The 14818-nt window shown below is 63.7% G+C and carries 17 protein-coding genes; 9 read left to right on the top strand and 8 right to left on the bottom strand.

What is annotated here, in order from left to right; translation table 11 throughout:
- Window positions 1–377: 377 nt before the first annotated feature.
- On the bottom strand, window positions 378–569 hold the full coding sequence (locus tag NG900_RS09395; RefSeq protein WP_252679562.1) for a helix-turn-helix domain-containing protein: 192 nt from the start codon (window positions 567–569) through the stop codon (window positions 378–380).
- Window positions 570–798: 229 nt separating this feature from the next.
- Complete coding sequence (locus tag NG900_RS09390) at window positions 799–2151, bottom strand: tyrosine-type recombinase/integrase (protein ID WP_252679557.1); 1353 nt, start codon at window positions 2149–2151, stop codon at window positions 799–801.
- Window positions 2152–2640: 489 nt separating this feature from the next.
- Between NG900_RS09390 and NG900_RS09385 the strand changes: the two genes are divergently transcribed.
- From NG900_RS09385 to NG900_RS09355, 7 genes are all read left to right on the top strand, one after another.
- Window positions 2641–3411 (top strand): sugar phosphate isomerase/epimerase family protein, encoded by a 771-nt coding sequence (locus NG900_RS09385; protein ID WP_252679555.1) that lies wholly within the window; start codon window positions 2641–2643, stop codon window positions 3409–3411.
- Window positions 3412–3440: 29 nt separating this feature from the next.
- Complete coding sequence (locus NG900_RS09380) at window positions 3441–4430, top strand: sugar kinase (RefSeq protein ID WP_252679553.1); 990 nt, start codon at window positions 3441–3443, stop codon at window positions 4428–4430.
- A 61-nt stretch (window positions 4431–4491) separates the two neighbouring features.
- Window positions 4492–5772, top strand: a complete 1281-nt coding sequence (locus NG900_RS09375) for an MFS transporter (protein ID WP_252679551.1) — start codon at window positions 4492–4494, stop codon at window positions 5770–5772.
- Between the two features lie 4 nt (window positions 5773–5776).
- Window positions 5777–6751, top strand: coding sequence for an NAD(P)-dependent oxidoreductase (locus NG900_RS09370; protein WP_252679549.1), 975 nt, complete (start codon window positions 5777–5779; stop codon window positions 6749–6751).
- A 78-nt stretch (window positions 6752–6829) separates the two neighbouring features.
- Window positions 6830–7894, top strand: coding sequence for a LacI family DNA-binding transcriptional regulator (locus NG900_RS09365; protein WP_252679547.1), 1065 nt, complete (start codon window positions 6830–6832; stop codon window positions 7892–7894).
- Window positions 7891–8376 carry a nucleoside 2-deoxyribosyltransferase gene (locus NG900_RS09360; protein ID WP_252679545.1) on the top strand — a complete coding sequence of 162 codons (486 nt, stop codon included), beginning with the start codon at window positions 7891–7893 and terminating at the stop codon, window positions 8374–8376. The genes NG900_RS09365 and NG900_RS09360 overlap by 4 nt, the downstream gene beginning before the upstream one ends.
- Before the next feature lie 100 nt (window positions 8377–8476).
- Entirely contained in the window at window positions 8477–9400 is a 924-nt protein-coding gene (locus NG900_RS09355; protein WP_252679543.1) for a TauD/TfdA dioxygenase family protein, read from the top strand.
- Window positions 9401–9671: 271 nt separating this feature from the next.
- On the opposite strand, the gene NG900_RS09350 is transcribed toward NG900_RS09355, so the two are convergent.
- From NG900_RS09350 to NG900_RS09340, 3 genes are read right to left on the bottom strand one after another with little or no spacing between them, the layout of a single operon-like run.
- Window positions 9672–10133 (bottom strand): NUDIX domain-containing protein, encoded by a 462-nt coding sequence (locus NG900_RS09350; protein ID WP_252679541.1) that lies wholly within the window; start codon window positions 10131–10133, stop codon window positions 9672–9674.
- A 1-nt stretch (window position 10134) separates the two neighbouring features.
- Window positions 10135–10944 carry an ABC transporter permease gene (locus NG900_RS09345; protein ID WP_252679539.1) on the bottom strand — a complete coding sequence of 270 codons (810 nt, stop codon included), beginning with the start codon at window positions 10942–10944 and terminating at the stop codon, window positions 10135–10137.
- Window positions 10941–11615, bottom strand: coding sequence for an ABC transporter ATP-binding protein (locus NG900_RS09340; RefSeq protein ID WP_252679537.1), 675 nt, complete (start codon window positions 11613–11615; stop codon window positions 10941–10943). Before NG900_RS09340 ends, NG900_RS09345 begins: the two co-directional genes overlap by 4 nt.
- Before the next feature lie 313 nt (window positions 11616–11928).
- Between NG900_RS09340 and NG900_RS09335 the strand changes: the two genes are divergently transcribed.
- The gene (locus NG900_RS09335; RefSeq protein WP_252679529.1) at window positions 11929–12306 is read left to right on the top strand and encodes a hypothetical protein; all 378 of its coding nucleotides are present in this window, start codon (window positions 11929–11931) and stop codon (window positions 12304–12306) included.
- A gap of 71 nt (window positions 12307–12377) precedes the next feature.
- Here the strand turns inward: NG900_RS09335 and NG900_RS09330 are convergent, their stop codons facing one another.
- The 3 genes from NG900_RS09330 to NG900_RS09320 all read right to left on the bottom strand — a co-directional run bounded on the left by NG900_RS09330 (window position 12378) and on the right by NG900_RS09320 (window position 13756).
- Window positions 12378–12914, bottom strand: a complete 537-nt coding sequence (locus NG900_RS09330) for a DUF3318 domain-containing protein (protein ID WP_252679526.1) — start codon at window positions 12912–12914, stop codon at window positions 12378–12380.
- Window positions 12911–13288 carry a phage holin family protein gene (locus NG900_RS09325; protein WP_252679525.1) on the bottom strand — a complete coding sequence of 126 codons (378 nt, stop codon included), beginning with the start codon at window positions 13286–13288 and terminating at the stop codon, window positions 12911–12913. The genes NG900_RS09330 and NG900_RS09325 overlap by 4 nt, the downstream gene beginning before the upstream one ends.
- A 141-nt stretch (window positions 13289–13429) precedes the next feature.
- A complete protein-coding gene (locus NG900_RS09320) occupies window positions 13430–13756 on the bottom strand; it encodes an ElaB/YgaM/YqjD family protein (protein ID WP_192943539.1) in 327 nt (108 codons plus the stop codon).
- Between the two features lie 280 nt (window positions 13757–14036).
- Between NG900_RS09320 and NG900_RS09315 the strand changes: the two genes are divergently transcribed.
- Window positions 14037–14675, top strand: coding sequence for a peroxiredoxin (locus NG900_RS09315; RefSeq protein WP_252679523.1), 639 nt, complete (start codon window positions 14037–14039; stop codon window positions 14673–14675).
- Window positions 14676–14818: the final 143 nt, after the last annotated feature.

The raw sequence follows: 14818 nt of genomic DNA, 5'->3' as shown, positions 1-14818 counted from the left end.
CACGTAGACCAACGCGTTCTTCTCACCGGCCCTCATCTCAACGTGGCCAGAGCGAACCATCTCTTGAAGGATTTCCGCGCGGGACTCCCATGGAAGACCGGCGTCGATTACCCACCACCGGTAGGCGCTCGGGGAAGTGTCGGTGGGGATGACTCTGTCGGGCCCAACGGACCAGGCTAGGCTGTGCCGGACACCAAGTCTGGCGTAGCTGAGGAGTTGTTCTGGGGTACACGGCGTCTCGGTCATTTCGGCCTCCAAATGGGCGTGGTTATTCACTGCCGACCGGCAGTGAACGTGCTGCTTACACTTGGGGGGGAAGGCACCGAGTCGTGCCTTGACCTGTACTAGCTGGAATAGGGCACTACGAGGCAGGTTGCTCAGCCTGTGGACTCGTTCCGCGTCCGCGAGGCAAGGAACGCTTCGAGGTCGGTCTTCCGGTACCTGACTAAACGCCCGACCTTGATGAATGGGAGGCCATAACGGCCAACGGACCGCCAAACTTCTAGCGTGTGACGGGTGACGCCTAAATAGGCTGCAGCTTGCCCTGTGCTCAGTAATTCGATGTTCATCTCTATAAGTTTTCCATCAACCAACCGACCCGTTCTGTGAGCAATTATATGAAAGAAGAGGGTGGTGTAGGAGGTTGATGTAGGTGGTCATGCGCGTCGCTTAAGGTTATATATTGCGTATAATTGCATTCCTGCGCAATGCGCAATGTGCGCACACGACGCACTGACTGCGCGAAATCACCCCGTTGCGCTACCTGCGGCGCAATAATTCCGCAATGCGGAGCACGAATCACTCTGGAGAATTTTTTCTTTCTGCACGTGGTCCGATGCTTTTAACGCTGGCCGATGCACGCAATCCCGCTGTACGGAGGATGTAATCGGTGATGAGTTGCATAGGCCCTCGCAACCGCTCTACATCCATCACGATGTAGCCAGCGGTTACGTCATTGTTGCTCTTGTGGTTGAGCAGTCGTTTGAGGGCGTAAGCAGGGATGTCTAGCGACTCCGCGATGGTGATGAAGGTGCGCCGTAAATCGTGCAGCGTGAATGAGACTCCAGACTGCTCGACCACTTTCGCCGTCTGCCGCCGCGTTTCGACTAGATAGCCTCCCTTGCCGGTACCCGGGAAGACGTAGTCGCCTGCAGCCGCCTCTTTCCGGGCAGACAGCATGTCGAAGAGGTAGTCCGACAGTGGCAACGTGTGACGTTGCTTGTTCTTCGTCTCGTGGAACGTGAAGGTGCGAGCTATGAGGTCCACTTGATCCCATCGCAGCTTAGCCGCCTCGGTGCGCCGAGCGCCTGTCAGGATCAGGAACAGTAGATAGTCACGGACGTCTTCTGGTTTGGCATTCGCTACTCGCTGACTGCCTCCGTCTACTGTAGGGAGAGCCAACACAGCGGCAAACCACGGCTTTAGGTCCTGTTGGCGCAGCACCGTGCTGCGTCGGGCCACTGGATACCATGCTCGCGTCTGCGACAGACGTCTCACGGGGTTCTCCCCGATGATGGGCTCTCCCTTGCTGTTCTCGTACTTGGCTGCCGCGAAGTTCAACACCGTACGCAGTACGCGCATGGAACCGTTAGCCTGCGCAGGCGAATGCTCTCCCATCTTTGCGTGCCGCTGTGCCACCATATCCTTGGTTATTGACACGATGGGCTTGTCCAGCCAGTCCTTAAACGATGCCCCGGAGCGACGAGGCTTGTGCTTGGGGCGCCTAGCGTCCGTCCGATCCTCCTCCGCATGCAAGCCCATGATGCGTTCGTAGCTGTAGACCGTGCGAGGGGACAGGCTCTTCCGAGCGAGGAGGAACTCCGCGAAGGCTTCGCGCAGCGTAATGCCGCTGGCGCGCTTCGCTCTGCGTTCGTCTCCTGGATTGCCTCTACCTTCGACCACAGCGTTGACCTGTGCCGCCGCAGTGCGGGCCTGATCAATGGTCATCTGGGGATAGCGACCAAGCGTTGTGCGTTGCGGCTTACTGTCGCCCTTGAGCCATCGGTAGACCGAGAACGTCTTTACGCCGGTCTCCGTAACTCGGAGTTGCAGGCCGGGTGTCTTGGAGTCGTGGTAGGTGTCCCGCGAACCTGAGGTGGCAGGGGGAAGGGCATCCAGAGTCGCCTTGGTGAAGGTGAGGGAGCGGGTCATATGCTCCTCCAGGGTTATGCTGGGGTTATGAGATTGGTGAATTACCGTGCATCTCTGCCTAACCCCGTGAAAGCTAGAATAGGCTCCATCTGGCTCTGCGTAAAGGCTCGTGAAAGATGGTGAATCTGCAGGTAGCGGAGTTCAAACAAACTTTTAATCTATTGGTCGCGGGTTCGAATCCCGCAGGACCCACCAAAATTCGAAGGGCTGACAGGTCACACTGTCGGCCCTTTTTGTTTGTCTGCAGATCGTACTGACGATCCGCGCCATGGCTTCTTCGTCTACGCCCGTTGGGTATTGTCGGTCGTTTTCAGCACCGCCAAGCCTGCGCGCCTTTTCCCATCCCACCATCGCACTCACTGCCGCCAGAAATGGCTGGCAAGTCGCATTCCGGGCCTGCCGCTAGGGATTTCCTCTATAGCGCTGGCGCATCGCGCCGACCACTATACGTTCCATTGGAACCGGTTCCATTCGGAGAAAAGCGTACAAATGGCAGACATCGTGATCGTGGCGAGCGCGTTCGGCGTCGCACAGGTGCATGAGCAGGGGCATCACGCCTACGTCCCGGTCGCGGCATCGGCCGGGGCTGCGGGCTTTGAAGTGCGGCGCGAACTGCTGCCGGCTGCGCTCGACGGCGCGGTATCGACCGACGCACTGGCCGCGCTCGGCCGCTTGATTGCGGCGCATGGTCTGTGGTCGGTTTATTCGACGCCCGCCACGCTGTACACCGATGCGGGAGCACTGGATTGCGAAGCCGTGCGCGGCGCCTTGGCAGAGGCCGAAACCGTGGGCGCGCGCATCGTCAAGTTCCAACTGGGTGGCTTTGCCGGTGATGCCTCGGCGGAGGTGCTTGCCAAGTTGCTGCGGGGCGCGCGCGCACGGGTGCTGGTCGAGAACGGTCAAGCTGCAGTGGGCGGCTCGCTCGCGCAGTTCCGTGAACTGTTTGCCGCGCTTGAAGCGGCAGGCGTGGCGAATCTGCTCGGCATGACGTTCGACGTCGGCAACTGGCAATGGCCGGGTGAGGCGCCGCTCGCATGCGCACAGGCGCTGGCTCCGTATGTCGAATACATCCATTGCAAGGGTGTGGCCGGTGAGGGCGCGCGACGCTTTGCTGTGGCCCCGGCCGGCAATGATGCGCGGTTCGCCGAGGTGCTGGCCGCATTGCCGGGCGACGTGCCGCGCGGTATCGAATTCCCGTTCGACACGGTGGACCTCGCAGCCGACGCCCATCGGCACGTCACGTGGCTCAAGGCCGCTTGATCGCTACAGCACATCGAAGGAGCTTACGTATGTCACACCCGTTGGACGTCATTACCTACGGCGAAGCCATGGCGATGTTCGTGGCGACCGCGCCCGGGCCGCTCGCACAGGCCACGCAGTTCACGAAACGGATTGCCGGCGCAGACCTGAACGTGGCGGTCGGCTTGAGCCGCCTGGGGTTCCGCGTCGGCTATGTGAGCCGGGTTGGTCGGGATTCCTTTGGCGACTACGTGCTGGAAACGCTCGCGCGCGAGCAGATCGACGCGTCGTGCGTGGTCGTGGACCCGCAGTATCCGACCGGCTTTCAACTGAAGTCGCGCGCCGATGATGGCAGCGACCCGCGCGTGGAGTATTTCCGCAAGGGCTCGGCCGCCAGCCGGCTGTCGCGCGCCGACTATGTCGCCGACTACGTGCTTGGCGCGCGCCATCTGCACCTGACAGGCGTGGCGCCTGCGATCTCTGCAACGTCGTGCGAGCTGGCGTTCCACCTTGCACAAGAGATGCGCGCGGCGGGCCGTTCGATCTCGTTTGATCCGAATCTGCGCCCAACGTTGTGGCCCTCCGCCGTCGAGATGGTGAGCACGCTCAACGCACTGGCGGCACTTTCCGATTGGGTGCTGCCGGGCTTGGCTGAAGGGCGGCAACTGACGGGCTATGACTCACCGGCCGATATTGCGCGCTTCTATCTTGACCGGGGCGCGCGTGGTGTCGCCATCAAGCTCGGTGCCGCGGGTGCGTATTACCAGACCGCCGACGGCGCCGAGGGCGTGGCGGATGGCGTGCGCGTCGAACGCGTCGTCGATACGGTGGGCGCTGGCGATGGCTTTGCCGTGGGCGTCGTGAGCGCGTTGCTCGAAGGCCAGTCGCCTGAACAGGCGGTGGCGCGCGGCAACCGGATCGGTGCGCTGGCGATCCAGGTGATCGGCGATTCCGAAGGCCTGCCCACGCGCGCCGCACTCGATGTTCTCGAACAACCCGGCCGCACGGTGTGCGAGCCGGAACCCCTCATCAGCCTGTAACGCGGCGCTTCGACCGCGGCCTCGTTTGGGGGCAACGCAAACCATCAAAGGAGACACAACCATGGCAACGCAACTTGCTGCCCGGCGCTGGTGGATGATCATGCCGATCGTCTTCATCACCTACAGCCTGGCCTACCTCGATCGTGCGAACTATGGCTTCGCGGCGGCCGCCGGCATCAACCACGACCTGGGGATCAGCCAGGGGCTCTCGTCGCTGATCGGCGCGCTGTTCTTCCTGGGCTACTTCTTCTTCCAGATCCCGGGCGCGATCTATGCGGAGCGCCGCAGTGTGAAGAAGCTGGTGTTCGCAAGCCTCATACTTTGGGGCCTGTGCGCAGCGCTTACGGGTGTTGTGAGCAACATCCCGTCGCTGCTGGCGATCCGGTTTGTGCTTGGTGTGGTCGAGGCGGCCGTCATGCCGGCCATGCTCATCTACATCAGCAACTGGTTTACGAAACAGGAACGTTCGCGTGCGAATACGTTCCTGATCCTCGGCAACCCGGTGACGGTGCTGTGGATGTCGGTGGTGTCGGGCTACCTCATCCGCGAATTCGGCTGGCGCAACATGTTCATTGCCGAGGGCGTGCCGGCCATCCTCTGGGCCGTGTGCTGGTGGTTCCTGGTGCAGGACAAGCCGGCGCAGGCACCGTGGCTCAGCTCGCCGGAAAAGCGTGACTTGGAGGAGGCACTGGCGGCGGAGCAGGCCACCATCAAGCCAATGCGCAACTACGGTGAAGCCTTCCGCTCGCCGGCTGTGATCAAGCTGTGCGCGCAGTATTTCTGCTGGAGCATCGGCGTCTACGGCTTCGTGCTGTGGCTGCCGTCGATCGTGAAGAACGGCTCGTCGCTCGGCATGGTCGAGACGGGGTGGCTGTCGGCGCTGCCGTACCTCGCCGCCACGATTGCGATGCTCGTAGCGTCGTGGGCGTCCGACAAGGTAGGTTCGCGGCGCGGCTTCGTGTGGCCGTTTCTGCTGGTCGGGGCGGCGGCGTTTGCGGCGTCGTTTGCTCTGGGCTCATCGCATTTCTGGATGTCGTATGTGCTGCTGGTCGTTGCGGGTGCCGCGATGTACGCGCCCTATGGCCCGTTCTTCGCGATCGTGCCAGAACTGCTGCCGAAGAACGTTGCCGGCGGCGCGATGGCGCTGATCAACAGCATGGGCGCGCTCGGCTCGTTTGTCGGCTCGTACTTTGTCGGCTACCTGAACGGTGCCACCGGCTCGCCGCTCGCATCGTATGCATTCATGAGCGCCGCGCTGCTGGCCGCCGTCGTCCTTACGCTGTGCGTCAAGCCGCAGCCGCGTGAACCGTATGCGCTCGCCCACCCTGTGCCTGGAAAGTGAATCGATGAAGCCCACCGTTGTTGCCTACAAGCCCTTGCCTGAAGACGTTGCAGCCGAGCTGCGCAGGCATGTCGAACTCGTGCAGGTGGATGGCGCCGCCGCGTTGACCGAGGCGCTTGCCAACGCCGATGGCGCGATCGGCGCCAGCCTGAAGATCACGCCCGGGATGCTCGACCGTGCGCCGCGGCTCAAGGCATGGTCCACGATCTCGGTCGGGTACGACAACTTCGACGTGCCCGACCTGACGCGCCGTGGCATCGTGCTCGCGCATACGCCCGATGTGCTGACCGAGTCCACCGCTGATACCGTGTTCTCGCTGATCCTTGCATCCGCGCGTCGCGTGGTTGAGTTGGCCGAGTGGGTCAAGGCCGGCAACTGGAAGCGCAGCATCGGGCCTGAGCTCTACGGCACGGATGTTCGAGGCAAGACAATCGGCATCGTCGGGCTGGGCAGGATCGGCGCAGCGGTGGCGCGCCGCGCGGCGCTCGGTTTCCGGATGCGGGTGCTCTACACGAACCGGCATCCGCACCCCGAGGCCGAGGCGCAGTATGGTGCGCGCCAGGTGACGCTCGATGCGCTGCTGGCCGAAAGCGATTTCATCTGCCTGCAAGTGCCGCTGATGCCCGATACGCGCCATCTGATCGGCGCGGCCGAGCTGGCGAAGATGAAGCGCAGCGCCATCCTGATCAATGCATCGCGCGGGCCGGTGGTCGACGAGGCTGCACTCATCGATGCCTTGCGCGACGGCACGATCCGCGCTGCGGGTCTCGACGTGTTCGAGCACGAGCCGCTGGCGGCCGACTCACCGCTGCTGGGGCTGAAAAACGTGGTCGCGTTGCCGCATATCGGCTCGGCAACGCACGAGACGCGGCATGCGATGGCGTGTTGCGCGGCGGACAACCTGGTCAAGGCATTGACGGGCACGCTGCGCGAGAACGTGGTCAATCCGGAGGTGCTGGAGGTAGCGCGCGCAACGTGAGAGCGCTACAGGGTTTGCGCTATGATCCTCGCACCTGGCTTCGGCCCCCGGCGCCCATAGCCTGCTTCGACGCGCATCGTGACTGACTCCCTTTCCTCTTCGTCGCGCCCCGCGACGATCACCGACGTGGCCCGCGAAGCGGGAACCGGCAAGACCAGCGTCTCACGCTACCTGAACGGCGAGACGAACGTTCTCTCCGACGACCTGCGGCAGCGCATCGAGGCGGCCATCCAGCGGCTGAACTATCGGCCGAACCAGATGGCGCGTGGCCTCAAGCGCGGCCGCAACCGCCTGCTCGGCATGCTGGTGGCCGACCTGACCAATCCCTACACGATCGAAGTGCTGCAAGGCGTCGAGGCAGCCTGCCATGCGCTGGGCTATATGCCGCTCATCTGCCACGCAGCCAACGAGATCGAGATGGAGCGCCGCTTCGTCCAGTTGATGACCACCTATCGGGTCGAAGGCTTGATCGTCAACCCGCTCGGCGCGGAAGAGGCGGTGCTGCGCCCGCTGCGGGGCGGCGGCATTCCCGCTGTCCTGGTGGATCGCACGGTCGAAGGGTTTGAGGCCGATCTGATCGGACTCGACAATGAGAATGCCGTCCGGCTTGGCGTGCAGCATTTGCTCGACCGCGGGTTTGATTCCATCCAGTTCATCGTGCAGCCGTTTCAGCAGGTGAGTTCGCGGCGCGAGCGCGAATCCGCTTTTCGTGCGGCGATGGTGGCAAGAGGGCAGGCAACCGAGCCCACTGTCGTGCTGGACCTGAACGATCCGGCATCGGTTGATGCTGCGCTGGAGGCACTGGATGCGCGCATCGACGCCGCGCATCAACACGGCGGTAAACGGGCGGCGCTGTTCGTTGCCAACGCGCCGGTTGCGCTCGTTGTGGCGCGGCATCTGCGCAACCGGTTTGGCGAGGCATGGCAGGAACGTGCAGCGCTGCTGTCGATCGATGATCCCGAATGGGCAGAGTTGATCGGCATCACCACCATCCGGCAACCGACCTACGACATCGGGTACAAGGCCGTCGAATTCGTGCACGAGCGCATCGAAGGCGTGGCCGGCGATGCGCGTGTCGTCTTGCTGCCAGGCACGCTGGTTGAGCGTGCGTCGACCGCAAAATCCGTCCAGATCGCGCTATGACGCTGCGCCTCTACCTCGCCGGGCCCGACGTTTTCCGCCCGCAACCCGCCGCTCACGGCGAAGCGCTCAAGGCGCTGTGCGCGGCGTTCGGCTTCACTGGTCTGTACCCGCTCGACAACACGATCGCCCCGCAGGCCGATGGCCCATCGACAGCCGCCGAGATCTACCGTCAGAACGTTGCGCTGATCGATTCGGCCAACGCCGTGATGGCCAACGTGGCGGACTTTCGCGGCCATGAGCCCGACTCCGGCACCTGCTTCGAAATCGGCTACGCCATCGCGCGCGGCAAGGATGTCTGGTGCTACCACGTGCCTGCCGTGCCGCTCATCGCGCAGGTGCCGAACACCGACGGCAGCGATGTCGACGGTTGGGCCGTGGAAGATTTCGGCCTGCCGCGCAATCTCATGATCGCCTGCAGCAGCCGCCTCGTCGTCGGCGATGCCCGTGCTTGCCTGGAGCGCATGCGCGCGCATTACGGATAGTCGAGCACCAAGCGCGTATCGATCTGCGCAATCCTTCGTTGGCATGCGGTGAGCGCGGGCGGTGTAATGTGGAATTCGTTCGCCGCCGTGTGCCCACATCATGTCCGACGCTGTTGTTGCCACTGAAACCGCAGATACAGCCCTTGCAGCGCCTGCCGTTCACACGTCCCGTTTCCACGTCCGCCGGTTGCCCGATGCGCCGCTCGGCGCAGAGATTCTCGGCCTGGGTGACGCAGCCGATCTTTCCGATGCCGATATCGCGGCGATCCGCCACGCATGGCTCGCGCATGATGGTCTACTGGTCTTCCGCGATGTGCCGTTCACGCCGGAGGCACAGGTTCGGTTCAGCCGCCGCTTCGGGCCGCTGCAGGTGCATGTGCTCAACCAGTTCCATCTGACGGGGCATCCGGAAATCCTCGTTGTCTCCAACGTGGTGGAAAGCGGCAAGCCGATCGGCCTGGGCGATGCGGGGCGCGACTGGCATTCCGATCTGTCATACAAACCGCTGCCGAGCCTGGGTTCGATGCTGCTGACGCGCGAGCTGCCGGAAGAGGGCGGCGACACGCTCTTCGCCAATATGGTTCGCGCGTACGAAACGCTGCCCGCCGATCTCAAGCGCATCATCGAGGGCCGGCGCGCGGTGCATTCGTACGTGTATCGCTATGAGCGGCTGCGCGCGCTGTCGACGTGGCGCGCCCCGCTCACACAGGCGCAGCGCGATGCCGTGCCGCCTGTCGACCATCCGGTTGTGCGCACGCATCCAGAGACTCGCAAGCGCGCGTTGTTCGTCAACGAGGGCTTCACCTCGCACATCCTCGGCCTGCCGGAAGATGAGAGCACCAGCGTGCTGGAGGCGCTATTCGCCCACAGCATCCGCGCGGACAATGTCTACACGCACCGCTGGCGCGCCGGCGACATGCTGTTCTGGGACAACCGTTCCACCATCCACTTCGCGCCCGGCTGCCCCGATGCGTACCGGCGCACGCTGCACCGCACGACCATCGAGGGCGACGTGCCGGTTTAGGGCCTGTTGACACATAAAACGTGCGCACGCAAGGGTCGAATGGGCCGCAGGGCTAGGCGTGGACGGCGCCGCTTAGCGGGCTAAGCAAGCCGGCCGTAACGACGCCATGCGGCCCATCCGACCCTTGCCCTCCGGGTTGGGCCGAGCGCAGGCCATTTGCTTTGTCGGGCGGCTTGCAAAGGGAATGACCCTTTGCGGCGCCACCCTTCGCGCATCTGGCCACCGCTCGGGCCAACGTGCGTACGTTTTATGTGTCAACAGGCCCTAACCGCTACAGCCCCGCCTCGCGCAGGCGCGCATCGATGCTCGCCAGCGTCAACGTCTGCGCAAACAGCCGCGCGAGCGATTGGCTCGCATACTTCGCCACCTTGTCCGCCGTGGCCCAGCGGTAGGCATCCATCTCGGGGATGAGCCGGCCGCTGTGATAGCTGTTGAACATCGACGTGCACGTCAGCGTATCGAGCGCGACGTCTGCGCGGCGCAGGCGCGTGGCGAACAGGTGCAGCTCCTTGTCGCGCCGGAACGGGTAGCGGCCGAGTTCAACGAGCGTGTGGCCGTCGAGGACGAGGCCGGTTTCTTCACGCGTTTCGCGCAGGGCGGTGTCGCGGTGGTCTTCACCGGGGTCGGGCGCGCCCTTGGGGATGTCCCAGTGGCGCGTTTCCGTGGCGTGGGCGAGCAGCACTTCACCGTCTTCATTGAGCAGCACGAGGCCGCAGGACAGGGCGATCGCCATGCTATTTCGCGCCTCCACGCTGGGTGATGCTGGCACTCAGCAACTGGTGGTCATGGCTGAACAACCGGCGGTAAGCCAGCAGCACGGCTGCCACGGTGCCCAATCCCGAGGCCGCCGCCAGCAGGAACATGATGACGATCTGGTAGCGCACGGCTTCCAGCGGGGATTGTCCGGCAAGCACCTGACCGGTCATCATGCCCGGCAGGCTCACCACGCCCACCACCGTCATCTGGTTGATGATCGGCGTCATGCCGGAGCGCACAGCGGTGCGTGCGGCATTGCGCGCCGCTTCCCAGCGCGTGCCGCCGAGCGCAAGAATCGTCTCGACCTGATCGCGTGTGGCGGTCAGTTCGCCGGTCATGCGTTCCAGCGCCAGGCCCACACCGGTCAACGTATTGCCGAGAATCATTCCCATGATCGGGATGGCGTACTGCGGTTCGTACCACGGCCGCGCGTGCAGCACGGCCACCAGCCCGATCGCGCCGATCAGCCACGCGCTGCCGAACACCGACAGCATGCCGTCCAGCCGCAAGCCGGCATAACCGCGTGCGCCGCGGCTGCCCGTGGCGTGCCCGGCAATCAGCGTCATGACGGCCACGATACCCAGCACCACGGCCCAATGCGCATGGGCGAATACCCATTCGAGCACGAAGCCGACGGCCAGCAACTGCACCACGGTGCGCACGGCGGCCCAGGCAAGGCGCTTTTCCAGGCCGAGCCCGAGCCCCAAAGACAGCGCGCCGTTCACGAGAATCAGCGCTGCCGCAATGCCGACCTGCCAGGCCGAGAGGGTGAGGTCCTGTCCGTTCATCGTGCGGGCTCCGTGGACAGGCGTCCGGCTTCCACTCGCCAATGCTGGTGGCCGATGCGCGCTGCTTGCGCGGGATCGTGCGTAACCCACACCCAGGCGTGCCGTTCGGGCGCCTGCGCAAACCAGTGCTGCAGCAGGGCTTCGACCGCGCTGGCGGAGGCCGGATCGAGCGCGGCAGTGGGCTCGTCGAGCAGCAGGACGGTCGGCCCTGTTTGTAGCGTGCGGACCAGCGCGGCGATTTGCGCTTCGCCGCCGGAAAGATCGGCGGCATTCTTGTCGAGAAAGCCGGCTTCGCGTTCGGCGCGTGCGAGCAGGGCGATGGCGGCATCGCGGTCAAATCCCGGGCTGTGGCGCCGGACGTGCAACTGATAGGGCATGCGCAGGTTGTCTTCCACCGTGCCGGGCAGCAGCGCCGGCCGCTGGCGCACGTATGCCACGTGGCAGCGATAGGCGGGGACGGCGCGCCCGCTGATCGCTTGGCCGTGCCATGTCACCTGGCCGCCATCGTGCGGATCGAGCAGCGCCAGCGCGCGCAGCAGCACGCTCTTGCCCGAGCCGGACGGCCCGGTGAGCGCAATGCGGTTGCCCGCGCGCACGGCAAGCGTGGCAGGTTGCAGCAGCGTGATGCCGGTGCGTGGATCCCGGCGTTGAAGTTGGTTGGCGGCCAGCATGGAAGGGGACGAATGTGTTGCTTACGGTACGGCATCAATGCACTGCTTTTATGCATTATGCATATGAACGGCGCATGCCGCCCTCCGTCGAAATCCGGGGGTGACCGCCTGCTGCCCCATGCCGTGCGCCGCATGGCTGCGCGATCTCTGAGCCTTACGGGGCGGCCCTTAACCCGAACGGATCAGGCCGAAGACCGACGCGCACGGCCAGTGTCGGACGAATCCGACATGGCATTCAGTGGCGGGCGGGTCGCCAATTAGGCACGTCAGGCATAGGATCGAGTCGTCACTAGAAGAAAAGATGGAGGACGCCATGGAGACCGACAAGATGCAAGTGGCCCACCCATGGTGGCAACCCGGTGTCTTCGCATCGGCGCCGGCGATTTTCCTGTGGGTCTGCGCGGAGCTGCCCCCCGATATGCTCGGCGCCATCTTCCATGCGGGTACCTCGCCCGAATCCCTCAAGCATGTTGGCGACACGCTATTCGTGATCGGCTGGACGGCCAGCGGCGTGCTGATGTGGCATGGCCGACGCCGCATGGCGCATGACGTTGATGTGACAACGCAGTCCCCGCAGGTCGACAGCCCGCCTGCGGCGGACCCAGATACCCAGCCGCACGGACTGGCAGCCTTGCGCCAGCATGTGGCGCGACGCTGGGAACGCATGCGGCATCCGATTCCGCTGCACTGATCACACATAACGCTGCAAAGAGAAAGGCCGGAGTGCTCCGGCCTTTTCCTTTTCTGCTGCGTGCCCGAACCTCAGGAGGTGCTGCCCGGGATGATCTCGGTCGGGTCTACCGCGCTGGAGGACGGTGATGCCTGGGGGCTGGCGTGTTCGTCGCGGGTTTCCTGCCACTTGTTGTAGCCCCACCAGGCCGCGCCGGCAACCAGCCCCACCTTGCCGAGTTTTCGGGTGATGCGGCCGATGAAGGTGCGGCGCAATCCCGCATACGCCAGCGAAAGCACCGTCCCGACCAACGGATACTCGCGCGCGATACCTAGCGTGCGCATCAGACCGTTCGGTCGTGCCAGCGGGCGGATCAGGCTCGGCAGCAGTGCACCCAGGCCGCCGAGGCTGAAGGTCCGACTGGTGGCGCGGTGTACGTCGTTGCGGGCCTGCGCGTAGTCATAGCGCTCCAGTGCGGCGCGGGTCAGCAGCAGTTCCTTTCGAACGCTCAGGGGCAGACGCGCTTCGGCCCCGCGGCGCGATGGGCGGACATGGTGACGTGCATGCTGCGCCGGCTCCTCGTTGATGGACGTACCGGGCGCCGGTGCTTGTTGGGTTGGGTCGGTCATTGGCGCAGGATCTCCCGGTCCTTGTCGAGTTCGGCCAGCGTGGCCTCAAACAGCGGCGGTGCGCTGCGCAGCAGCGAACGCACCTTCCACAGGCACGCCAGGGCTCCCAGCCCATACAGTGCCGCCATGATGGCCAGAGACTGCCAGCGATAGGTATCCCAGCAAAGGATCACCACCAGTGCAGTCAGCGTCATGATGGTCAGGGCGATCAGGCTGATGCCCAGCATCCCCAGGAAGGCGGTGCCGAGCAGGCGCTCTTTTTCTTCGGCCAGTTCGACGCTCGCCAGCTCGAGCCGCGTCTGCAGCATCGAGACGACCGTGCCGGCCAGTGTCTTCAGGGAGGCAAATAGCTTGGGGCTGGTGTCGTCGGTCATGAGGTGGTTGGAGGATGCGAGGCAGGCGGCGCCACTGCGAGCGCAGCACGGACCATGCCCGAAATGGAACCGCCAGAATGCAACTGGCCGATGGCGCGATCCCAAAAGGTGCGCGCCATCGGCCAGAAAGGGTGCAGCGAATTACTTGCGGTTGAGCAGCAGGCCGATCAGCAGGCCCACGCCAGCTGCCACGCCCACGGCTTGCCACGGATGGTCGTGGACGTAGTCGTCGGTCGCGCGTGCGGCAGCCTTGCTCTTGGTGACCACGGCGTCTTGCAGGTCCTGCGCCTTCTCCTTGGCTTGGCGCAGCAGGCCCATGCCACGCTCGCGCAGCTCGGCGGCCTTTTCACCGCTGCTGGAAGCAGCTTGCTTGAGCAGGGCTTCTGCGTCGGACAGTACAGTCTTCACGTCGGTCATCAGTTTCTCCTTATTGACGGAATCGGCCAGGTTGGGGGAAGTGTTCGTCATGGTCGCGTCCTCGGTATCGGGTGGGTTCAATCGTCAATCTGTCGACGCACTTATTCGCTAGCATATGTGTGGGCGCTACGAAACTTCAAGCGCTCACGCAGCGCACGCTGCGATGGATCAAGGCCTCGGTCATTGTCCGGCAATGTGCGCATGCCTTCCACCCTCTCGTCAGCAAATGCCGCGCCTAATGACAAAAAGTGATGTTGTTGTGAATTTATAGTCGTTTTGGTTGGATGGCAATCTGGCTATAGTGGTTCCCAATCAGTGTATGGAGGACACGATGTCTCTACGTTTGGGCGATATCGCCCCCGATTTCGAGCAGGATTCCAGCGAAGGCCGCATCAAGTTTCATGAGTGGCTGGGCAATAGCTGGGGGGTGCTGTTCTCACATCCGGCCGATTTCACGCCGGTCTGCACCACCGAGTTGGGCCTGACCGCCAAGCTCAAGGACGAATTTGCCAAGCGCAACGTCAAGGTGATTGCGTTGTCGGTGGACCCGGTCGATTCGCACAAGAAATGGATCGACGACATCAACGACACGCAGAACACCACCGTCAACTTCCCGATCATTGCCGATCCGGATCGCAAGGTCTCGCAGCTGTACGACATGATCCATCCGAACGCGAGCGAGACGTTCACCGTGCGTTCGCTGTTCGTGATCGATCCGAACAAGAAGGTCCGCTTGACGATTACGTATCCGGCTTCGACGGGGCGCAACTTCAACGAAGTGCTTCGCGTGATCGACTCGCTGCAGCTGACCGAGTACCACAGCGTGGCGACGCCGGGTAACTGGCAGGATGGGGATGACGTCGTCATCGTGCCGTCGCTGAAGGACGAAGAGGTCCTCAAGCAGAAATTCCCGAAGGGCTACAAGGTGGTGCGTCCGTATCTGCGCCTGACGCCGCAGCCCAACAAGTAACCGGCTCCTTGGTAGTGTGATTGCCGCCCGGCCTTTGTGCCGGGCGTTTTTTGCGTCTACGCAAACGGTAGCGTGCGGCGCAAAACAAAACCGGCCAGCCCTTGCGGGTCTGGCCGGTTTGTCTTTTGTGAGGACGGTTCAGC

The sequence above is a fragment of the Ralstonia soli genome, assembly GCF_023955655.1.
Taxonomy (GTDB): Bacteria; Pseudomonadota; Gammaproteobacteria; order Burkholderiales; family Burkholderiaceae; genus Ralstonia; species Ralstonia soli.
The sequence above is the reverse complement of the archived record's forward strand: the minus strand, read 5'-3'. Positions and strand labels throughout refer to the sequence as shown.